We start from the raw sequence: 21,214 nt of genomic DNA, 5'->3' as shown, positions 1-21,214 counted from the left end.
TTTTTATGACGCTTACTAAAAATCTACTTTCATTATACACAAAACATTTTCCACTTTCAATCAATTAATTTCTAATTTCCCACTTAACTATTATATAACATAAATATATTTTTATAAACTAAACACTGAAACATCTTTTATTTTAAATTTTATCTGATGCACAAAAGAGAAAATGCTTTTATTTAGTTTTCTTAAAACAATTTTATTCACCATATAAAACTTTTCTTTTTGTATCAATTTGTTTCTTATCACTTTACTTTCTAACTGATAATGATTATAATTTATAGTAGATAAAACATGAAAGTGAGTATATTTATTAATGAAGAAAAATAAATTATTTATGGCCCTAATGGCTGGTACTATCGTTATTAGCGGATGTGCTGCTAAAACTGATAAAAAAGAAGAAAGCAAAACTGCTCAAGTTGATACATCTAAAGGTACAAAAGAACAACTTAAACAAGCTACTGACCTTTATAAAAAATTCGTAGAAAACCAAGTAGATACTCTACTTAAAGATACTGAAAAATTCGCTGAAACTATTAAAGCTGGAAATCTTGAAGAAGCTAAGAAACAATACCCAGTAATTCGTATGGCTTATGAACGTTCAGAGCCAATCGCGGAAAGTTTTGGTGAACTTGATGTAAATATCGACTTCCGTCTTGCTGACTACTTAGAAGAAAATAAAACAGAAGAAGGATGGCGTGGATTCCACAGAATCGAAAAAATTATGTGGGAACAAAATACTACTAAAGGTACTGAAGAATACGCAGACCAGTTAGTAAAAGACATTAAAGAATTAAAAGCTAAAGTCGCTACTGTTGAAGTTACTCCTGATTTAATGGTAACTGGAGCTGTTGACTTACTTAACGAAGTTGCAACACAAAAAATCACAGGAGAAGAAGAAATTTACTCTCACACTGACCTATACGACTTTAAAGCTAACATCGAAGGTGCTGAAGAAATCTTTAAAATTTTCAAACCTTTAATCGAGAAAAAAGATAGTAAATTAGCTAAGGATTTAACTGAAAAATTTGCTACAATTAATGGATTATTAGACAAATATAAAACTGATGAAAAGCACTACAAACTATATACTGACCTAACAAAAGAAAACACTAAAGAACTTTCTGAAGCAGTAACAAAATTAGGAGAACCACTTTCTCAAATGGGTGTAATTTTAGACGAAGAGGCTAAGTAATATGGAAGAATCTGGTAAAAAATGGATTGACAAAAAAATAACAAGACGTGATTTCCTAAAAAAAGCAGGAATGACTGGAGCAGGTGCGGTTGTTGGAGCTTCTGCCCTTGGTGGATTTTTCGCAAACAAAGCTGAGAATAACCGAGCTATAGCTGACGGAGAAGAAAAAATTACATTCTATGGAAAACACCAAGCTGGAATTACTACTCTTATGCAAAAATGTGTTTATTTTGTCGTACTAGATTTACACTCGACTAAGCGTGATGATGTAATCGACATGTTTAAGGAATGGACTAAATATAGTGAAAAATTAATGAACGGTGAACTAGTTGAACCCGCCCTTAAAAACCATTATTTACCACCAAAAGATACTGGAGAAACGGTAGGGTTAAATCCCTATCGTTTAACTCTGACATTTGGGGTTAGTCCAAGTTTCTTAAAAAAAATGAACTTAGAGAATAAAAGTCTTGAAGAATTTAAAGACTTACCTCCTTTTGCTAGAGAACAATTAAAAGAAAAATATACGGGTGGGGACATTTGTATTCAAGCATGCGCAGATGATGAACAGGTAGCCTTCCATGCAGTACGTAACCTAGTTAGAAAAGCTCGTTCTACTGTAACTATGAAGTGGAGCCAATCTGGTTTTGCCGCTATTGGTAATCGTCTTGAAACACCACGTAACCTTTTCGGATTTAAAGACGGTACTGCCAATGCAACTAAAGAAGACCAATTTGATAAAATTGTATGGTGCGATAAAGATAACTGGATGAAAGATGGTAGCTATATGGCTGTAAGACGTATACAAATGCACCTTGAGACATGGGATAGAACAAGTTTAAATGAACAGGAAAATACCTTCGGAAGATATAAAGATAGTGGTGCTCCTTTCGGAGAAACTGACGAGTTCGCCCCAATTGATCTTAATAAAAAAGGTCCAGATGGGAAACCTTTAATTCCTGTAACTTCTCACGTCCACTTAGCACATAAACCTGGAGTAGAATTATTAAGGCGTTCTTATTCTTATTCAGACGGTATAAATGAAACTACAGGACAATTCGACTCTGGGCTACTATTTATCTCATTCCAAAAAGATCCAAAACAATTTATAACTATCCAGAATAGTCTAGGAAACGAAGATAAGATGAATGAATATATAACTCATATCGGTAGCGGTCTATTTGCATGTTTTGGAGGAATTAAGGAGGGAGAATATATTGGCAAAAAACTATTTGACTAAAATAATTTTAGCTTTTATCGTTCTTTTCAGTTTTAGTTCTCCATTTTTAAAAACTATTGTAGCAAAAGAATCATACAGTAATCTTTTTATAAAAATTACCGATGCTAATACTGCAATAAATAATAATGAACAAGACAAAGCTAAAAAATTAATTGAAGAATTTAAAACAGAATTTGAAGCAACAAAAAATTCAGATTCTGAAGCTGGAAGAAAAGTTAAACAAACATTAAAATCAAATGATATTAATGAAGAACAACTTAGGGAATTATCAACAGCGCTACTCGCTTTTGAAAATGAACAAAACCCTTTAGACGTTGAAGCCGAGAAAAAAACTTTTAAAACGAAACTTTACCCTGTATTTGATAAATTAGAAAAAGCTATCGACACTAAAGATGTTGAAACTATGAAAGCAGAATATGTTAAGTACAATGCTGCTTGGGTGCGCAATGAAGGTATCGTAAGAACACTTGAACCTGCTTACTATGGAAAAGTAGAAACAACAATGTCATTTCTACGTAGTTCTATGGAAGTTGAACCTTATGACTATCAAACTACAAAATTATATTTAACTGATCTAAAAACTTATCTAGATGATTTCCTTGCTGGGAAAAAGCTAGAACAAAATTCAGAAGTTAAAACACTTGAGCAAGGAATAAAACTTCTTGAAGATAGCCTTGCAGCTTTTAAAGATGGAAATAATGCACAAGGTTCACAGAAAATGAAGAAATTCATAGAAGTTTGGCCTATTATAGAAGGAGAAGTTCGAACACGAAACGCTTCACTATATACAAAAGTAGAAAGCGAAACTCCTATAATTATGGTTAAAGGTAGTGAACAAAAATATCAAGAACAACTTAAAAACTTAATTACAGAGCTAAAAAAAATCGATACGAAATCTAACTATACTGCACTAGATTCTATGCTGATCTTACTTCGTGAAGGTGTTGAAGCATTAATTATCGTCTTATCTCTAGCAAGTGCATTAAAAGCTGCTAAACAGAAAAAAGGGTTAATCTGGATTTATGCGGGTGCCTTAGTAGGTATTTTTTCTAGTATACTTGCAGCCGTTATTTTAAAATACTCATTCCCTGCTCTATCATCTGGTACTAACCGTGAAATCATCGAAGGTGTTGTTGGTATCTTTGCAGTAATTATGATGATAGGTATTGGAATCTGGCTACATAGTAAAAGTTCTGTTAAAGCATGGAAGAAATATATGGATACAAAGTTAAATCTAGTACTTTCTACTGGAAGCTTTATATCTATGTTCACACTTAGCTTCCTAGCAGTATTCCGCGAAGGTGCAGAAACTATTTTATTCTATGCTGGTATTATGCCATTAATTTCTACAAGTAACTTACTAATTGGGATAGCTCTTGCTATTGTCGCTTTAATAATCATCGGTATAATTATGGTTAAAGCTTCTGGAAAATTACCAATTAGCAAAGTATTCCTAGTTCTATCTTGGTTAATATACATTCTAGGATTCAAAATGCTTGGAGTAAGTATACATGCTTTACAAATAACTGATATGCTATCAAATAACATTATAGACTACTTACCTACCATCGAAATTTTAGGAATCTATCCTAGTTTTGAAGTAATAATAGCTCAACTCATTTATATCATTGTTGTAGCCATTAGTATATTCTATGAAAAATCTAAAAATAAATAGGTAACTAACGATGAAATATGGAGATAAAGTTTCTACCGTGGATCATCTAACCGAACTTAGAAAGAGACTAATACTAAGCCTTGTGTTTTTTATTGTCTCTTTCATAGTAAGTTTATTATGGTCAACGGATATTTATAAATTTTTAACTAGTAATTTTAATAATAAATTGATTGTTCTTGGACCTAATGATATACTATGGATATATCTAACTCTTGCAGGACTTTGTGCCTTCACATTTTCGATACCATTTATTTGTTATCAAATCTGGGCATTTATAAAACCTGCATTAGAAGAAAGAGAAGCTCGTGCATTATTAGTCTATATACCGGCGGTATTCATTTGTTTTTCAGTAGGATTAGCTTTCGGGTTCTTTCTAGTAACTCCTGCTATCTTAAACGTGCTTCTTTCTATCGGGGATGATTTATTCAACACTCAATTAACAGCTCAAAATTACTTATCATTTGTCATTAATACGACAATACCGATAGCAATACTTTTTGAGTTCCCCGTTATAGTTGCATTCCTAACATCATTAGGTATACTAACACCTAACTTCTTAACTAGAAATAGAAGATATGCATATTTTATACTAATTGTAATAGCAGTAGTCATTACACCTGCTGACTTTATTAGTGATATCGTTATGTCAATACCATTAATTTTAATTTATGAAATTAGCATTATTATTAGCAAGTATATTTACAACAAAAGAGGTGAAAAGTAATGGGATTTTTACGTGATATAGGAGCTCCTGGAGTTATAGTACTTATTATAGCTGCTCTAATAATCTTTGGTCCTAAACGTCTACCTGAACTTGGAGAATCAATCGGAAAAATGTTCACATCATTTAAAAAATCAATTTCGGGATTAACAGAAGAGGAAAACTCAGATAAAAAAGACGAAAAAAAAAGATAATTAAAAATAGACTTTACAATATGTTTTAAGCATATCTGTAAAGTCTATTGTTTTTATTTTCCTAACTCTGTTAAATCATATGGTGTTTGTTGATAAACTTGGTTTAACCAGTTGTGATAGAATAAGTAAGCTACTCCGCGCCATCTATTTTTTGGTGCCTTCGTATCATCATTTCCTGGATAATAATTCACAGGAACTTCGATTGGAAGATTACTATTCTTATCACGTACATATTCGTTATGAAGTGTATCAGCATCATATTCAATATGCCCCGTTACAAAAATCTTTCTAAGATCTTTAGTTGCAGCGATTAATGTCCCAACCTCTTCTGATTTCGCTAATACATCAAGTTCAGAAATAGTAGGTAGTTTCTCTTCTTCTATTTTAGTGTGTCTAGAATGAGGAGCTAAAAAAGTATCTGTAAATCCTCGTGTTAATGTATGATTTTCTATAAGAACATCATGTTCAAAAACTCCAAATATCTTATCAGCAACTTGTTCTTTTTTGACACCAAAATGATAGTATAAACTAGCCTGAGCTGCCCAGCAAATATTTAATGTTGAAAAGACATGAGTCTTACTCCATTCAAAAATGCTATTCAGTTCTCCCCAATAATTTACATCTTCAAATTCTAGTTGTTCAATAGGAGCACCTGTAATAATAAGTCCATCATAGTATTTATCTTTCACTTCATCAAATGTTTTATAGAATTTCTCTAAGTAAGACTGCGCTGTGTTTTTTGCAATATGACTTGTCGTATGAAGAAATTCTACTGTAATTTGAAGCGGAGAGTTTCCTAAAAGTCTTAGTAATTGACGCTCAGTTTCTTCTTTTTTGGGCATTAGATTTAAAATTAAAATTTTTAACGGTCGTATATCTTGATTTTTAGCTCTATTCTCTTCTATTACGACTACTCCTTCTTCTAATAATTTATTCTTTACCGGTAATTCATTTTGAATACATATTGGCATTATTTTATCTCCTTAACTGTTCATTATCTTAAATAAAAAAACTCGCCACTATTGCAAGTTAATGCAATAGGGACGAGTTTATCGTGTTACCACCCATGTTTATGGATATAAATATCCACCTTAATCGGTACGTGTTCATACCGCTGTGCTATATCGCGCACTGACGTAATTACCTATTAGATAATTATTACTCCGAGACCATTTTCAATTACATCTCTTCTTACTTTCTCACACCCACCGAAAGCTCTCTGTTTTGAATCAATTATAATCTACTTATCTCTTCAATGTTTCACATATTAATTTACTTAATAGTATAAAGAATTTAACACTATTTGTCAATAGAAAGCGTCTCAAAAATAAAATCTCTTAAATATTATTTTCGAGTAAAAATACTAAACTTATTTATTAAACTCTATAAGTTCAAACCTCTCTCCATCATAGTCAAGAATACTAACTGAAGTATTTATAATAACTCCACGTCCTACTTCTTTAATACCTTTTTGAGTTAAGAAAGAACGAATTAAACCGCCATGACATACAGCTAGCATTGTTTTCTCCGGATGCTCTTCATATTTTTCCTTAAAGAATGCTTCCACTCTATCAGCAGCTTCAGTATCTAGCTCCATTCCTCTCGTTTCTCCAGCCTTCATTCCTGCTCCATACTCGGCAAAAGAAACTCCTTCATATCCGCCATATGACTTTTCAATTAATCTTTTATCTTTAATTACAGCTAATTTTTTATTATCTTCACTATTTGAATTGTCTAACATATATCTAGCAGTATCAAATGCTCTTCCTAAAGTACTACTATACGCAACATCAATAGTATATCCTTCTATTTTTTTCCCTGCAGCAATTCCTTGGCGGATTCCCTCTTCGTTTAGAGAAATATCAGTATGCCCTTGAACTAATTTATTTTTGTTATAATCTGTTTCTCCATGTCTTGCTAAAATAATACGCATAATCTCATCTCCTTATTAAAAAATTAGGGAGCGACCAATTAAAACTATGATTTCTTAGCCGTTCCCTTAATAATTTTAAATATTAAATTTCTCTAATATAAACTCTTGTCCATCATAATGTACCACATTTAATGCAGTATTATTAATTAGTATATTAGACTCAGGATATAATCCTAATGTTCTTAAAAATACACGAATTAACGCACCATGACAAACTACTAAAATTGTATCATCTTTATGATTTAAGTATTTTTCAGTAAAAAATGAATTAGCTCTCTCATAAACATCTTCATCTTTTTCAACTGACTCTAAACCTTGATTATTTTCAAGAGCAGTAAAATACTCCTCAAATGTACTACCTTCAAAATCTCCAAAGAATTTTTCGATTAAACGCTCATCGGTAGTAATTTCTTTAGAAATATTTTGACTATTATTAGAGTTATCAAGCATAAGTCTTGCTGTTTCTACCGCTCTTTTCAAAGGACTACTAAAAGCATAATCAATATTATGATCAGTTAACTTTTCTCCCGCAGAAGTCGCTTGATTTCTACCAGTTTCATTTAATTCAATATCGCTATGACCTTGGATTAATTTATTTTTATTATAGTTTGTTTCACCATGTCTTACTAATAAAATTTTCATATCACTTACCTATTCAAAAATGAAATCCTCATCTTCAATTGATTCAACATTCATACTAACTACATATCCATCACCTTTAACACTAAAGAAGTCATGGTTCTTAGTATTAGTATTCATCGCATTTTCAATGATTGGGTTAATTTCTTTATCTTCGAAGTATCCAGGATATCCCAAGTTAGCTAAAGCACGGTTAGCATTATATTCAACATAGTCTTTTACTTCTTCATATAAACCAATTTCGCTATATATGTCTTTAGTGTATACTAATTCATTTTCATATAAATCTAATAATAGTTTATACATTTCTTTTTCAGCGCGTTCTTGCTCTTCTTGAGTAAGAGTTTTAAAGATTTCTTGAGCATCAAAACCAGTAAAACTTCCGTGGATAGTTTCATCTAACAAGATTTTACGAATAATTTCTCCAGAAGTAGTTACTTTACCTTGGCCAGCTAAATATAATGGATAGAAGAATCCACTGTAGAAAATGTAACTCTCTAAAAATACAGACGCTACACGAGCCATGTATAAGTCATATGTTGGCACTTCTGGCTTGAATAATCTCATATAATAATCTTCAATTAATTTCGCTTTAAATTGAAGTTCTGGATTACTTGGTACCCATTCATCTAGTAAATAGTCTGTTTCTTGTGAAGGAATTAATGACGTAAAAATAGTAGAATAACTTTTCGCATGAATTTGCTCCATCATTCCCATAAAGCTATAAACAGCTTGTTTTCTCATATCTTCAGTATGTAATGATACAAGTGGCATACCTTTATCACCTTGTTGAGTATCAAGACCAGTTAAACCAGCTAATACTTTTTTATAAGCTTCACGTTCTTTATCGTTTAAATCTTCATTCCAACTTTTAATATCTTTTGACACTTTAAACTCAGTATCAACCCAAAATTGTGCAATATTTTGACGCCAATACATGAAAGTTAAGTCATCTTGTTTATTCCAGTTTACTGCTTTCATAATTAGTAATTTTTCCTCTCTTTTCTATATAGAACAAGAAGTACATTCTTCTACTGAAAGTAGTTTGTTTCTTGTGTAATATAGTGATTTTAATCCTTTGTGATGTGCGTAAATATAGTATCTTGCAAGTTCTCTTGTTGTAATATCAGAATTTACGAATAAAATCACAGAAATACCTTGGTCTACGTGTTCTTGAATAACTGACATTAAATCAATAAGTTTCATTTGGTCCATAGTAAATGCTGATTTATAGAACCATTGAGTCTTTGGACTTAAGTATGGCATTGGATAGAATGTCTCAGCATTACCATAACTTCTTCGTTCAATTTTATCAACAATTGGTAATACGCTTGATGTTGAATTTTGAACATATGAAATACTTTGAGTTGGTGCTATAGCCATTCTATATGCATGATATAGACCATTTTCTTTTACTCTATTTTTTAGACTTCTCCAGTCTTCTTTTGTTGGAATATCAATCCCTTCAAATAATGCTTTCACTTTGTCCGTTACAGGTAAGTAGTCATTTTCAATATATTTTGTAAAGTAACTTCCATTATAGTAATCTGATTTTTCAAAGTCTTTAAATGTTTCATTACGTTTTTTAGCAATTTGCATTGAACGTTCTAATGTATAGTAGTTCATCATCATGAAGAAGACGTTAGCAAAATCTTTTGCTTCTTCACTTTCATAAGCTATCAAGTTTTTCGCTAAATATCCATTAAGGTTCATAGCTCCTAATCCAACAGAGTGGAATTCATCATTAGCTTTTACTACACCTGGTGCATTTTTGATTTTTGTAGAATTACTTACAAATGTTAATGCATCCATACCTGAGTAAATAGATTCTTTAATTTTTTTGCTTTCCATAACATTAACGATATTTAATGACGCTAAGTTACAAGAAATATCACGTTTAATAATATCCCCTTCACCGTAATCTTTAATTACTGAAGTTTCTTGTAATTGGAAAATCTCAGTACATAGGTTACTCATCTTAACTTGTCCAATTTCACGAAGTGCATGATTTTTGTTCGCATTATCTTTGAACATTAAGTATGGGTATCCTGATTGTAATTGAGTTTGTGCTATTAAGTTAAGCATATCACGAGCATCAAATTTACGCTTCATAATATTTTCATTCTCTACAAATTTATCATAGTATTTAGCAATATCGATATCATCTAATACTAAACCATATTCTTCATAAATTGAATGAGGTCCAAACATATAGAAATCTTTATTCTCACGAGCTAAATCAAAAAATAATGACGGTACGATAATACCTGTAGAAATCGTTGGAAGACGTAATTCTTCATCGGCATTAACCTTCTTAGTATCTAAGAATTCTAATACGTCATAGTGGAAGATGTTTAAGTAAACAGCTCCCGCTCCTGGACGTTGTCCAAGTTGATCAGCATATGCAAAACCTTGTTCTAAAGATTTAGCAACAGGAATAACACCCTTAGCTACTCCTTTAATTCCTTTAATACTCTCACCACGTGCACGTAGTTTTGATAAGTTAATCGCAACTCCCCCACCGATTTTTGAAAGTTGTTTAGCTGTTGAATCGATGTAGTTAATAGAGTTAAGTGAATCACCTACTTCTAATAAGAAACACGATACTAACTCACCACGACGACTTCTTCCTGAGTTTAGGAATGTTGGTGTTGCCGGTTGTAATCTTTGCTCAAGCATTGAAATCATAAGCTCTTTCGCTAAAGCAACATCACCATCAGCTAAGTACATAGCTACGATAAATACGTGTTGGTTAAAGTTTTCTAAATATTGTTTTTTATCATTTGTTTTTAATGCATAGTCCTTATAGAACTTACTTGCTGCCATATAACTCTTAAATTCAAACTTGAAGTTCATAGCTAATTCTAAACACTCTAAAATTTCATCTTCAATATACTTATCAAAAATATTATAGTAGAAATTCTCTTCTACTAAATATCTAAGTCTTTTCATTTCCGAATTGAATTTCTTTGTACGAAAGTCTACTTCACGAAGAAATTCTTCTATAGCTTCAACATCTTTTTCTAATTTAAAAAAGCCATTATCGCCTCTTTTTGTTACTTCATTATTTAGTTCAATATGGTTAAATTTCTCCATTCTCTACACTCTCCAAATATATTTTTTTAAATTCAATTATATCTTTTTTATTACCATGTAATTCAATTTTCATTAGTAACGGAATGTTATATTCGCTGCTAATAATTTCAGCAGCATTGGCAAATCGTTCGCCCCAATTTTTATTTCCACTACCAACAACACCTTTTAAATGGTTGTGGTTTTCTTCTAAAAAACTAGAGACCGCAACCGGTACTTCTCCAAAGCCAAATGTTGGTGTTATAAGGATATAATCGAAATTCACATCATAATCAATATCCTGTAAATAAATTACATCTTCTTTGGGAATCTCACACATGTCTACAAATCTTTTACAATTTCCAGTCAATGAATAAACAATAATCTTCATTATTTCCTCACACTCCCATAAAAATATTTCCGAAATTATTTCCCGGAAATTTCTAACATATATTTATTATACACTCTATTTTTTATTTTTTCAACGATTATTTTCGCTTTGAAAATCCATGAAAATATTTTTCAAAATTTCTATACTTATTTAATATTTCATTAGTTCATTTATTACCTTTTAGACAAAATTATAGTGAAAAATATTATAGTAAAAAAAATTACTTAAGAATTTTTCACTTAAAATTTTGAAAAAAAGAACTCAGAACAAATAATATTGTTCAAAGTTCTCTTCTATAAATTTTTTAATTTATTCTATTAGATTTTCTTCTAGCAAATTCTGAGAAATGGAATTTATCGACTCTATGTCGACTTTCTGTATAATGAAGAAAATCAGTTCCTTCCGTATATACATCACTTCTTAGTACTGCGATATGTTTATGACCATTTAAGTCAATATATGTAGAATCTTCCTCGCTAACCGGTTCAATTTTAAAATCTTTATTTCCATATGAAATTTTTATACCTAAGTCATTTTCTAAATATTCATATAACGATTCTTCTACACGGTCTGTAGGTAATTCTCCAATTGCACTCTTTCTAATATAATCTTTATCTAATATTACTGCTTCGCCATCAACAATTCTTTGGCGAACTAAATAAATTAATTTTTCTCCACGTTTCACAAGACCAAGGCGTACTAGAAAATCTGGAGCCTCAACTTCTTCATTTACTATTACCTTAGTAGTTGCTTCAACGTCTTGGAATTGTCGACGTTCTTTAAAACTTAAAAGTCCTGTTACCGGTAGTCTATATCTATGAACATCAAGAACAATAGATCCCTTGCCTTGAATTTTATGGATATAGCCATTTTCTAATAATAATAACAATGCTTTTCTTATAGTTTCCCTAGAAACATCATATTCTCTTGCGAGTTCATTTTCACTCGGCAAAAGGGAATTAGACCTATATTGCCTATTTTCTATTTTTTCTCTTAACTCTAAATAGATCTTAAAAAACTTATTCATGATTTCCCCCAATATAAATAACTATATACGTATATTTTAACATAATTCACCTAAATATTAAATATTTTTTACTCAAAAACTTTTATAAATCCATCTATTTTTGTTAATTCCTGTAAATATGTAAACCAAATTAAAAACAAACCTCTTATCTTCTACAATATTAATGTGCTATAATGTTTAGTGGAGGTATTAATATGAATAAATACATACGACAAACATTAATTGTTTTTCAAAATTTTTCACTATTTATTAGTGCAATACTAGGTATAATATTTTACAATTGTTTTAACCTGGACTTTTATAAAAATTTCTATTCAAAAGAAAATTTAGCACCTAATATCAATACATCAAATGATGAATTAATAAATAATACATCAAATCTTTTAGATTATCTAAATAGTAAAGCTGAGCTGAATACATCATGGTTTACAGAAAAAGATATTCTACACATGAAAGATGTTAGAACACTTTATAATGTAAGTTTTTATACAATGATATTCTTCATAGTATTATTTATAATTACTACAATACTAATTATAATATTGTCTAAACACAAGACAATGTTCTACATTACTAGAACATTCAATAAAACATTATTAGCATTCATTATATTAATAATAGTTTTAGCTGGTATAATTTCATACAATTTTAATTCGTTCTGGATAAAATTCCATCAGTTATTATTCTCTAATGATCTATGGTTATTGAGTCCTGATGAATCCAATCTAATAAAAATGGTTCCCGAAGAATTTTTTATCAGTTTAATTACAACAATTATTCTGCATATATTATTGCTTTTTGTAGCACTTCTTGTTTTAAACAACATATTAAAAAAAAGATTTAGAAATATTTAATTTTTCCATACAAGATTTAAAATGTTATTTATAAGAAATATGTGATATAATAAGTCTTAGTTTAAAATAAATAAAATATGAAAGGATAAATTATGGCTCAAAATGATAAAAATGTTGTTACTGAAGATAAAGTAACATTTAGATTATGCGATGATTGTCTTGGTGTTAATCTTAAAACTTTAATCCCAAAATTGAAAAAGAAAGCACCTAATGCTGAATTCATCATAGGTTGTCAATCTTATTGTGGACCTGGAAGAACACAAACTTTCACACTTGTTAATAGTAGAATCTGTATTGCTGATACTGAAGTTGAACTAATGCCTTTAGTTGATGAAAAACTTAGAGACCGCATGAGTGCTGAAGATGAAGAAAAATACAGAAAACGTCTTGAACGTCGTCTTGAGCGTACTTTCTACTTTATTATTCCTGAAAATGTCACTATTAAAGTAGGGGAAGAGGTTGATTTAGGTAAAGAAGGAATCATTGCTCGTAAGGCCGGAAAATCTTATCTTGACGATCTTATTATCGAAGGTGAAGTAGATAATACTAAACCAGGAACATACGAATTAGTATATAAAGTAACAATTGATGATAAAGAGCACAAAAGAAAACGCCTTATCACTGTGGTTGATGAAAACGTATAATCAATATTCATAAATTTATAAAAGATTAAACCTATAGGAAAATACAAAGTTGTATAGTCCTATAGGTTTTCTTAGCTTTATTTTTAAAAATTAATACTGTTTTCATGAAAATAGCGTTTACTTTTTTTGTAAATGTGATATAATATAAGTAAAGAAATAGAAGTCGGAGGTTCTGATCATGGAAAACAAATATTCTAAAATTTTAGTCGCAGTGGACGGTTCTAAACAAGCTGAGTGGGCATTTACAAATGCTGTAGCTATAGCATTAAGAAATGAGGATGCAGAGTTATATATCGCGTCTGTAATTGATGCGACAATCGCAACTTCTGGTTTATCAGATCCATATATTTTCAACTCATTCTACAAACGTACTAAAGAATTAGTTGATAGTTATGCGGACGCTGCTAAAGAAGCTGGGCTAACAAAAGTATTCGGCATTGTTGAACAAGGTATTCCAAAAATTGTTCTTAGTGAAGACATCGTTGATGAAAAAGGTATCGACCTTGTAGTTTGTGGTTCTTCAGGATTAACTGGATTCAAACGTATGCTTATGGGATCAGTTTCTGAAGGTATCGTTAGATATGCTAAATCTGACGTAATCGTAATTAAACAAAGTTCTATCCCTCAAGATTTTGAAGCGGAAATTGCTAAAAAATTCCAAGAAGAACAAGAAAAATAAGTATCTCTAATATATTTAGATTAATGTTTGTTAATTTAAATTCATTTAAAATTTTTCCTTTTTTAAAAGAAATGACACATGCATTTCATGAGTCATTTCTTTCTTTTATTTCTTTATAAAATTCACAAACAAAAAAAGAGAGTGAGTCAAAAATCACGATTTCTAAGAAATCGATCTTTTCGAATCATTCTCATTATTTTTAGTATATCTTCTTCACTTTCAAACTATTATAATTCAATGCAGCAAGTTGAACAGAATTCGGTCCGAAATACTTAGTATAGTCATGGAGCTGTTGTTTAGCATCATAAATATAAACTCTATCACCTATTTGTTCTTCTTCACCTATTTCTACAACTAAGTGACTCATCATAGTCGAATAAATACTTCTATCTTTTCCATTAATTATACAAGTTTTTCCTTTTAATCTATCTCTCAGTATTCCATCTCCATAACCAATATTAACGACCCCTACTTTCTTATCGTCATCAGCTATATACGAATTAGAATATCCTATGCATTCACCTTTATTTAACGTTACTATATTAATTATTTCACCATAAACGGTAATAGGGTTTTTAATAACTAAATTCTTAAGAGCTACTGGATTTTCCTTGATATTATATGGCATAGCTCCATAAAGAATTATACCTAATCTCTGGTGAGTTGTTTTTTCAAATGAACCATCACGTAAAAATGAGGCACTATTTTGCAAGTGGACTACTTCAAAATCATAATCTTTTTGCACTTTATCAAGAACATTTAATACTAACTCTTTTTCTTTTTCATAGAAACCATCAAACTCATCTGCAAATGAAAAATGAGACCAAAATCCTTTTAATTTTAGTTTGTTTTCTTTGCAGAAATTTATAATTTCTAGCACTTCTTCCAGATTTCTTGCTCCTGCACGTCTCATACTACCCGCAAATTCCAACTGCAACGTTAAATCTTTCAGTCTTTCAATATTTTCTTTTAAATATTCAAGACTCGCTATATTTATCTCGATATTGTATTCTCTTGCTAATGCAAAGTCATAAGTTGGATTTAAAAGAAAAATATTAGCATTCTCACCAAGTGTTTCTCTTATTATCTTGCACTCTTCTTTTTTTGTCGTAGCAAAATAATTAATTCCTACTTCTGAGTATAATTTTACACACTCTCGTAAATCTAAATTATACGCATTATTTTTAACTACAGCTATTATATCCTGTGCCTGTTCTTTTAAATTAATAGCATTTTGTCTTATATTATTATAATTTAACTCAATTATTGCCATAAAGATCCTTTCTTAGATAAAAGGAAGTGACTCAAAAATCGTGATTTTGAGAAATCGATTTTGTTAAGTCACTCCTACAAAGTTTATTAGATATCTAAAAAGTTAACATAAAGCGAATTTAGATATCAATAAACCACTACATTCATGAGTTCTCATATAAACTTTTTAAAAGTTTTGAACTTTTGGGTTAACTTCTATTTTATATTACAAAGTTATTTATTATAGTATCTCAATATACCAAGATAATATTGAACCCCTACTTTTAATATTTTTTCATCGAAGTTGAAAGTTGGTGTATGCAGTCCTGAAACATAGTTTTTCTCTTCGTTTCTCAAACCTAAAAAGCTATAGTTTATAGGAGAAAGCCTACTGAAGAATGAGAAATCTTCTCCATACAGATAAGCTTCCTCTAACTCAATATAGTCGATATTTTCTTTTTCTATAACTTCTCTAATTACTTGATAAGGAGCTTCATCATTAATTACCGCTGGATATCCTTCAGCAAAATCAACACGAATACTTGCACCAGTAAGATGCTCAAGTCCTACACGTGTATTTTCAATCGCAGCTTTAATTGTCGCTAAATCTTCCATACTGTATGTTCTAATCGTTCCTTCCAGATATGCATTCTCAGCAACGACATTCATCGCATCCCCACCGTACATTTTACCGATATGAATAATGTTAGTATTACGTGCTTTAGTATGCAATGCATTAAGCTTTAACATCTCCTGGAAGAACATTGTAGCTACATTAAGAGCATCGATTCCAGTATTTTTCAAACCAACATGCGCCGCACGTCCTTTAATATAAATTCTATATTCATTAGCACTGGCCATAATTTCTTTTGGTTTAGAAACAATATGACCTTCAGGATAATCTGGATTCATATGCAGGGCATAACTTGCTACAATATTATAAGGTGAAAAATCAAAATCATTGATTAATAAATTTCCACCGCCGAAAGTTTCTTCAGCAGGTTGGAATACAAAAATACTATTTACCTTTGTAGTATTATTTTTGTAATAATCAGCCGCTTCTATAACACTTCCTAAAAGCATAGTCGTATGTCCATCATGACCACACGCGTGCATTACGCCATCATTATTTGATTTAAAATCAACATCATTTTCCTCTGAAATAGGAAGTGCATCAATATCAGCTCTAAATAAAATCGTATCTTTAGTTTCCATACTAGCTTTAAAAATCACTACTAATCCTGTCTCAAGCGCTTCTTGATATTCTATATCGTATTCTTTTAAAACACTAGCAATAAATTCTTTTGTTTTATACTCTTCCAAAGATAACTCTGGATTTTGGTGCAAATGTCTACGCCATGATGTTAAATTCTCTTCAGTAATTACTTTCATCTTTTCTTCCTACTTTATTATAAGTTTCTTAATTCTGCAATAATGTCTACTTTTTCTTCTGCAACTTCACTACGTGTTTTAATTACTCGTGCCGGTACTCCCGCTACAACATCACCACTAGCTACATCTTTTGTTACTACACTTCCAGCTGCAACAACGGCATTATCTCCGATTTGTACACCTTCTAATACTACCGCATTAGCACCGATAAGAACATTGTTCCCTACACGTACTGGCGTTGCATTAGCTGGTTCAATAACTCCTGATAATACAGATCCAGCACCAACATGAGAATTTTCCCCAACTTCAGCACGTCCACCTAAAATAGCATTCATATCAATCATAGTGTTTTTCCCAATTTTTGCCCCGATGTTAATAACAGCCCCCATCATAATAACCGCGTTATCTCCGATACTAACATGTTCACGAATTGAACATCCTGGTTCGATACGAGCGTTAAACTGAGTTAAATCGATCATCGGTACACCACTATTACGTCGATCATTTTCCACACGGTGATTTACTACAAGAGCTTTGTTAGCTTCGTAAAATTCCACCCAATCAGCGAAATCCGCAAAAATAACTTTTGAGTTTCCTTCACCATAAACTTCTAATGTTTCTGGAAATTCTACTTCAGCGTTAAAATTAACGTAAACTTTTACAGGTGTTTTCTTTTTAGATGTTGCTATAAATTTAATAATCTCTTCTGTTGATTTCATTTCTTTCTCCTATTATCTATATGATTTTTTTCTATTTTATATTTAATTTTTACATATGTCAATCTAACTTTATTATAGTATTTTTAATTTAAGTGGTATACCAACCACTCTACTTATGAATATTTCTATAAACTTCATAAGGAGGACTCAATAAAACATCTTATAGTATAACTTTGAGTCGCTTCTGACTTTATTATTCTATACCTAGTACATCTTTCATAGAATATAATCTAGGTTCTTCAACACTGTTAAGCCACTGTGCAGCTGTAACAGATCCTTTTGCGAACATTTTTTTACTTAATGCTGTATGTTTAATTTCAATTACCTCATCCTCACCAGCAAAAATCACTTCATGTTCGCCTACTATAGTTCCACCACGAACTGCATGAATTCCAATCTCTTTTTCTTGGCGTTTCATATCTCCATGACGACCATAGACTCTATTATAATCTTCTACGTCTTTAACCGCATCTACTAACATTTTTGCAGTTCCACTAGGTGCATCAACTTTTTTATTGTGGTGTTTTTCAATAACTTCTATATCATATCCTAGTAATAACTCACTAGCTTTTTTCACTAACTCGACTAAGACATTTACTCCTAGGCTGTAATTCCCAGCGTAAACTACTCCAACATGAGTTGCTAGTTCATCGATTAATTCTAATTCTTCTGTAGTATGACCAGTTGTCGCTATTACAACCTTCGTTGCTGTACGTTTAGCATATTCAACTAGAGATGCAGTCCCTGCGTGATGAGAAAAATCAATAATCACATCAGCAACCTTCTCTAAACCTTTATATGAAGTATAAGTTGGAAATTTCTCTTCTAATAATTCTCGCCCTACTCCTGCAACAATTTCTAAATCAGTACTATCTTGAATATAGTTTTTTAGAACTTGTCCCATCGTTCCATTATAACCGCTTAATAAAACTCTCATTTTTACTCTCCTTGTAGTGAATTAAGTCTTGCAATCTCTTGCTCTAATCTTGTTGCTAATGTTGGAGCAACGTGTGTCATAGGTAGACGGTAATGACAAGCTGATTTTCCAATTAATTCTACACATTTTTTAACTGGCATTGGGTTTGGTTCAGCAAATAACATGTGGATGAAGTCTAAATATTTAAGTTGAAGAGCGAAAGCTTTATCCACTTGTCTTTCTAAAGCATATTTACACATTAAGTGCGTAGCTTTTGGATAAACGTTAGCTAAAACAGAAATTGTTCCTTTACCACCCGCTAAAATAATCGGTACATTAATATCGTCATTTCCTGAGTAAATATCAATTTTCTCACCTACTAAGTTTCTAACTGCTAAAGTATGAGCGATGTCACCTACAGCATCTTTATATGCCACGATGTTTTTGTGTTGAGATAAGTGTAAAATAGTCTCAGGCGCCATAACTTGTCCAGTTCTTCCTGGTACATTATAAAGTACGATTGGTAAATCAACACTATTAGCAATTGCTTCAAAGTGCTCGATTAAACCTTGTTGACTAGTTTTGATGTAGTATGGTGTTACTACTAATAATGCATCTGGTCCTAATTTTTCAATCTCTTGGCTTAATCTAATTGAGTGAGCCGTATCGTTAACCCCACTACCTGCGATAACTGGCACTCGTCCTGCTACTCTATCAATAGCGAATTTAATAACCGCTACTTGTTCATCATCAGGCATAGTTGAACTCTCACCAGTAGTTCCCGCTACGATAATCGCGTCTGTTCCTTCACTAATTTGAAATTCGATTAACTCTCCAAACGTATCATAATCTACACTTCCATCCTCTAAAAATGGTGTTACTATTGCTACTCCGCTTCCTGTATAAATTGTCATAATCTTGTTCTCCTCATATCTATGTTATTTTTGTGTATTTTTAATAATATTTTTTATTTTATTTTTTGAATTAAACGTCTTGTCTAATTAAATCTTCTAAAGTCTCACCTTTTACTACTAGGCGGCTAGTTCCGTCTTTTACAAATACTACTGGTAACTTCGGTAATCTATTGTAGTTACTACTCATACTATAGTTATATGCTCCAGTCGATGATACTAATAGTAAGTCACCTTGCTCAGCTTTAGGTAAATTCGCATCCATTACTAGCATATCTCCAGACTCACAGCATTTACCAGCAACTGTATAAGTTGTATCTGCTTCTTCATTCATCTTGTTTGCTAGCATAGCCTCATATTTTGCTTTATATAATGCATAACGAGGATTATCTGCCATACCTCCATCAACAAACACGTATTCACGACCAGCAAAAGTTTTCTTAACTCCACCAACACTGTATAATGTGCTACCTGCGTTACATGTTAAACTTCTACCAGGTTCAATAACTACCTTAGTTAGATCTAAGCCAAAATTATCACTTTCACGTTCAACCACTTCGATATACTCTCTTAAAAACTCAGCAAGTTCAAAAGGGCTATCTTCTTGAGTATAATAAACTCCAAAACCTCCACCTAGGTTAAGAACACTTATAGCTAAACCTAATCTTTCTTGAACTCTTCTAGTAAATTCCATAACCACTTTTACAGCTTCGAAAAATGAAGTTTTCTCAAAAATTTGTGAACCGATGTGTGAATGGAATCCTACGAAGTTAAGATTGCTTTGTTTATTAATATCTGTGATTAAATCATAAATCGACTCATCATATACTGAATAACCAAATTTTGAATCATCTTTTGCTGTTTTGATATATTCATGAGTATGAGCATCGATACCAGTATTAATTCTTAGAAGTACATCTACAGTATTTCCACTCTCTCTTACGATTTCATTAATCATTTCATATTCATAGTCGTTATCTATAACGATAGTTCCTACTCCAACTTCAAGAGCATATTGTAATTCTTCACGAGTTTTATTATTTCCGTGGAAATAAGCTCGTTTCATATCATAACCAGCTTTGTATGCCGTATGAATCTCACCAAGTGAAACCACATCAACACCTAAGCCCTCTCTACTCGCGATTCTTAATACCTCTAAACAACTAAAAGCTTTCGATGCGTAAAGAACTTCTGTATTGAACTTCGAACTTTTAAAATTATTAATAAAAGTTCTACATTGGTTCACTAACATATTTTCATCATAAACATAAAGTGGTGTACCATATTGAGCTTTTAACTCACTTACTCCAACTCCTGAAATATTCAGTTCACCATTTTCTACCGTCATACCATCAAATAATCTCATTACTTTCTCCTTCAAATAAGTTATAAAAAATAGACTACAAGAACAAAAGGTCCTTGTAGTCTAGCTTATAATTCTATCCTATTCCTCTTGCCCTTATTATAAAAAGCTCACCATGAAGAAAATGGGCATTTTCTAATGACAGTGTTATGCCTATTCGACATAACCCCAGTGAATTTAATCACTTCGGCGATGCTACCTTTTAAATTAGTCATCGCGGCCTCTTTTTATAATACTTATCTATTTACGTTATAAAAATGATATCACGTTTTAAAATTATTGTCAATAGTTTTCAGAAAATTTTTATAATATTCTATTTTTGCACCATGTATATACACAATTAATAATAGTTGTAATTAACTTTTAAAACAACTATAATATACACATATTAAAAGAAG

General features: G+C 31.3%; 21 protein-coding genes, 1 pseudogene, 1 riboswitch and 1 other annotated feature. Of the genes and pseudogenes, 9 read left to right on the top strand and 13 right to left on the bottom strand.

Annotated features, from left to right (window positions below; translation table 11 throughout):
* The first annotated feature begins 319 nt into the window (after positions 1–319).
* From efeO to HMPREF3186_RS00935, 5 genes are read left to right on the top strand one after another with little or no spacing between them, the layout of a single operon-like run.
* Positions 320–1,198 carry an iron uptake system protein EfeO gene (gene efeO, locus HMPREF3186_RS00955; protein ID WP_060913504.1) on the top strand — a complete coding sequence of 293 codons (879 nt, stop codon included), beginning with the start codon at positions 320–322 and terminating at the stop codon, positions 1,196–1,198.
* A 1-nt stretch (position 1,199) separates the two neighbouring features.
* Entirely contained in the window at positions 1,200–2,435 is a 1,236-nt protein-coding gene (gene efeB / locus HMPREF3186_RS00950; RefSeq protein WP_060913503.1) for an iron uptake transporter deferrochelatase/peroxidase subunit, read from the top strand.
* Positions 2,413–4,110: an FTR1 family iron permease gene (locus tag HMPREF3186_RS00945; protein WP_060913502.1), complete on the top strand. Its 1,698-nt coding sequence runs from the start codon at positions 2,413–2,415 to the stop codon at positions 4,108–4,110. The genes efeB and HMPREF3186_RS00945 overlap by 23 nt, the downstream gene beginning before the upstream one ends.
* Positions 4,111–4,120: 10 nt before the next feature.
* The gene (gene tatC / locus HMPREF3186_RS00940; RefSeq protein WP_060913501.1) at positions 4,121–4,834 is read left to right on the top strand and encodes a twin-arginine translocase subunit TatC; all 714 of its coding nucleotides are present in this window, start codon (positions 4,121–4,123) and stop codon (positions 4,832–4,834) included.
* Positions 4,834–5,025 (top strand): twin-arginine translocase TatA/TatE family subunit, encoded by a 192-nt coding sequence (locus HMPREF3186_RS00935; RefSeq protein WP_060913500.1) that lies wholly within the window; start codon positions 4,834–4,836, stop codon positions 5,023–5,025. The genes tatC and HMPREF3186_RS00935 overlap by 1 nt, the downstream gene beginning before the upstream one ends.
* A 53-nt stretch (positions 5,026–5,078) precedes the next feature.
* Here HMPREF3186_RS00935 and HMPREF3186_RS00930 read toward each other — a convergent pair whose 3' ends face one another.
* The 7 genes from HMPREF3186_RS00930 to treR form a co-directional block, all read right to left on the bottom strand.
* Positions 5,079–5,996: a homoserine O-succinyltransferase gene (locus tag HMPREF3186_RS00930; RefSeq protein WP_060913499.1), complete on the bottom strand. Its 918-nt coding sequence runs from the start codon at positions 5,994–5,996 to the stop codon at positions 5,079–5,081.
* 65 nt (positions 5,997–6,061) lie between these two features.
* Positions 6,062–6,290: a binding site (T-box leader), on the bottom strand.
* 104 nt (positions 6,291–6,394) lie between these two features.
* Positions 6,395–6,958, bottom strand: coding sequence for a histidine phosphatase family protein (locus tag HMPREF3186_RS00925; RefSeq protein WP_060913498.1), 564 nt, complete (start codon positions 6,956–6,958; stop codon positions 6,395–6,397).
* A gap of 75 nt (positions 6,959–7,033) precedes the next feature.
* On the bottom strand, positions 7,034–7,600 hold the full coding sequence (locus HMPREF3186_RS00920) for a histidine phosphatase family protein (protein ID WP_060913497.1): 567 nt from the start codon (positions 7,598–7,600) through the stop codon (positions 7,034–7,036).
* A gap of 9 nt (positions 7,601–7,609) precedes the next feature.
* Positions 7,610–8,578 carry a class 1b ribonucleoside-diphosphate reductase subunit beta gene (gene nrdF, locus HMPREF3186_RS00915; protein ID WP_060913496.1) on the bottom strand — a complete coding sequence of 323 codons (969 nt, stop codon included), beginning with the start codon at positions 8,576–8,578 and terminating at the stop codon, positions 7,610–7,612.
* A gap of 24 nt (positions 8,579–8,602) precedes the next feature.
* Positions 8,603–10,693 carry a class 1b ribonucleoside-diphosphate reductase subunit alpha gene (gene nrdE / locus HMPREF3186_RS00910; protein WP_060913495.1) on the bottom strand — a complete coding sequence of 697 codons (2,091 nt, stop codon included), beginning with the start codon at positions 10,691–10,693 and terminating at the stop codon, positions 8,603–8,605.
* Positions 10,680–11,060, bottom strand: a complete 381-nt coding sequence (gene nrdI / locus HMPREF3186_RS00905; RefSeq protein ID WP_060913494.1) for a class Ib ribonucleoside-diphosphate reductase assembly flavoprotein NrdI — start codon at positions 11,058–11,060, stop codon at positions 10,680–10,682. Before nrdI ends, nrdE begins: the two co-directional genes overlap by 14 nt.
* Positions 11,061–11,364: 304 nt before the next feature.
* Positions 11,365–12,087 carry a trehalose operon repressor gene (gene treR / locus HMPREF3186_RS00900; RefSeq protein ID WP_060913493.1) on the bottom strand — a complete coding sequence of 241 codons (723 nt, stop codon included), beginning with the start codon at positions 12,085–12,087 and terminating at the stop codon, positions 11,365–11,367.
* A gap of 194 nt (positions 12,088–12,281) precedes the next feature.
* Here treR and HMPREF3186_RS00895 point away from each other — a divergent pair, with 194 nt between their 5' ends.
* The 4 genes and pseudogenes from HMPREF3186_RS00895 (at position 12,282) to HMPREF3186_RS00885 (ending at position 14,264) form a co-directional block, all read left to right on the top strand.
* Entirely contained in the window at positions 12,282–12,941 is a 660-nt protein-coding gene (locus HMPREF3186_RS00895; RefSeq protein ID WP_060913492.1) for a TIGR01906 family membrane protein, read from the top strand.
* Positions 12,942–13,033: 92 nt separating this feature from the next.
* A pseudogene (locus HMPREF3186_RS09600) lies at positions 13,034–13,348 on the top strand (DUF5011 domain-containing protein); the annotation flags it as partial.
* A 12-nt stretch (positions 13,349–13,360) separates the two neighbouring features.
* Positions 13,361–13,585, top strand: coding sequence for an immunoglobulin-like domain-containing protein (locus HMPREF3186_RS09595; RefSeq protein WP_419865823.1), 225 nt, complete (start codon positions 13,361–13,363; stop codon positions 13,583–13,585).
* Positions 13,586–13,763: 178 nt separating this feature from the next.
* Positions 13,764–14,264, top strand: a complete 501-nt coding sequence (locus HMPREF3186_RS00885; protein WP_060913490.1) for a universal stress protein — start codon at positions 13,764–13,766, stop codon at positions 14,262–14,264.
* A gap of 199 nt (positions 14,265–14,463) precedes the next feature.
* Here the strand turns inward: HMPREF3186_RS00885 and alr are convergent, their stop codons facing one another.
* The 6 genes from alr to lysA form a co-directional block, all read right to left on the bottom strand.
* Complete coding sequence (alr, locus tag HMPREF3186_RS00880) at positions 14,464–15,537, bottom strand: alanine racemase (protein WP_060913489.1); 1,074 nt, start codon at positions 15,535–15,537, stop codon at positions 14,464–14,466.
* Positions 15,538–15,749: 212 nt separating this feature from the next.
* A complete protein-coding gene (locus tag HMPREF3186_RS00875) occupies positions 15,750–16,907 on the bottom strand; it encodes a M20 metallopeptidase family protein (protein ID WP_060913488.1) in 1,158 nt (385 codons plus the stop codon).
* Between the two features lie 17 nt (positions 16,908–16,924).
* Complete coding sequence (gene dapD / locus HMPREF3186_RS00870) at positions 16,925–17,626, bottom strand: 2,3,4,5-tetrahydropyridine-2,6-dicarboxylate N-acetyltransferase (protein WP_060913487.1); 702 nt, start codon at positions 17,624–17,626, stop codon at positions 16,925–16,927.
* 193 nt (positions 17,627–17,819) lie between these two features.
* On the bottom strand, positions 17,820–18,563 hold the full coding sequence (gene dapB / locus HMPREF3186_RS00865; RefSeq protein WP_060913486.1) for a 4-hydroxy-tetrahydrodipicolinate reductase: 744 nt from the start codon (positions 18,561–18,563) through the stop codon (positions 17,820–17,822).
* A 2-nt stretch (positions 18,564–18,565) separates the two neighbouring features.
* Entirely contained in the window at positions 18,566–19,456 is an 891-nt protein-coding gene (gene dapA / locus HMPREF3186_RS00860) for a 4-hydroxy-tetrahydrodipicolinate synthase (protein ID WP_060913485.1), read from the bottom strand.
* Between the two features lie 70 nt (positions 19,457–19,526).
* Entirely contained in the window at positions 19,527–20,819 is a 1,293-nt protein-coding gene (gene lysA, locus HMPREF3186_RS00855; protein ID WP_060913484.1) for a diaminopimelate decarboxylase, read from the bottom strand.
* A 95-nt stretch (positions 20,820–20,914) separates the two neighbouring features.
* Positions 20,915–21,050, bottom strand: a riboswitch (Lysine riboswitch).
* Positions 21,051–21,214 lie beyond the last annotated feature (164 nt).

Origin of the sequence: Gemella haemolysans (assembly GCF_001553035.1) — a bacterium.
GTDB classification, from domain to species: Bacteria; Bacillota; Bacilli; order Staphylococcales; family Gemellaceae; genus Gemella; species Gemella haemolysans_B.
This window is presented reverse-complemented; position numbering and strand designations above follow the sequence as displayed.

Coding starts and splice junctions, on each gene's coding strand:
- efeO (WP_060913504.1), top strand. CDS start 320: ATGAAGAAAAATAAATTATTTATGGCCCTAATGGCTGGTACTATCGTT.
- efeB (WP_060913503.1), top strand. CDS start 1,200: ATGGAAGAATCTGGTAAAAAATGGATTGACAAAAAAATAACAAGACGT.
- tatC (WP_060913501.1), top strand. CDS start 4,121: ATGAAATATGGAGATAAAGTTTCTACCGTGGATCATCTAACCGAACTT.
- HMPREF3186_RS00935 (WP_060913500.1), top strand. CDS start 4,834: ATGGGATTTTTACGTGATATAGGAGCTCCTGGAGTTATAGTACTTATT.
- HMPREF3186_RS00930 (WP_060913499.1), bottom strand. CDS start 5,996: ATGCCAATATGTATTCAAAATGAATTACCGGTAAAGAATAAATTATTA.
- HMPREF3186_RS00925 (WP_060913498.1), bottom strand. CDS start 6,958: ATGCGTATTATTTTAGCAAGACATGGAGAAACAGATTATAACAAAAAT.
- HMPREF3186_RS00920 (WP_060913497.1), bottom strand. CDS start 7,600: ATGAAAATTTTATTAGTAAGACATGGTGAAACAAACTATAATAAAAAT.
- nrdF (WP_060913496.1), bottom strand. CDS start 8,578: ATGAAAGCAGTAAACTGGAATAAACAAGATGACTTAACTTTCATGTAT.
- nrdE (WP_060913495.1), bottom strand. CDS start 10,693: ATGGAGAAATTTAACCATATTGAACTAAATAATGAAGTAACAAAAAGA.
- nrdI (WP_060913494.1), bottom strand. CDS start 11,060: ATGAAGATTATTGTTTATTCATTGACTGGAAATTGTAAAAGATTTGTA.
- treR (WP_060913493.1), bottom strand. CDS start 12,087: ATGAATAAGTTTTTTAAGATCTATTTAGAGTTAAGAGAAAAAATAGAA.
- HMPREF3186_RS00895 (WP_060913492.1), top strand. CDS start 12,282: ATGAATAAATACATACGACAAACATTAATTGTTTTTCAAAATTTTTCA.
- HMPREF3186_RS00885 (WP_060913490.1), top strand. CDS start 13,764: ATGGAAAACAAATATTCTAAAATTTTAGTCGCAGTGGACGGTTCTAAA.
- alr (WP_060913489.1), bottom strand. CDS start 15,537: ATGGCAATAATTGAGTTAAATTATAATAATATAAGACAAAATGCTATT.
- HMPREF3186_RS00875 (WP_060913488.1), bottom strand. CDS start 16,907: ATGAAAGTAATTACTGAAGAGAATTTAACATCATGGCGTAGACATTTG.
- dapD (WP_060913487.1), bottom strand. CDS start 17,626: ATGAAATCAACAGAAGAGATTATTAAATTTATAGCAACATCTAAAAAG.
- dapB (WP_060913486.1), bottom strand. CDS start 18,563: ATGAGAGTTTTATTAAGCGGTTATAATGGAACGATGGGACAAGTTCTA.
- dapA (WP_060913485.1), bottom strand. CDS start 19,456: ATGACAATTTATACAGGAAGCGGAGTAGCAATAGTAACACCATTTTTA.
- lysA (WP_060913484.1), bottom strand. CDS start 20,819: ATGAGATTATTTGATGGTATGACGGTAGAAAATGGTGAACTGAATATT.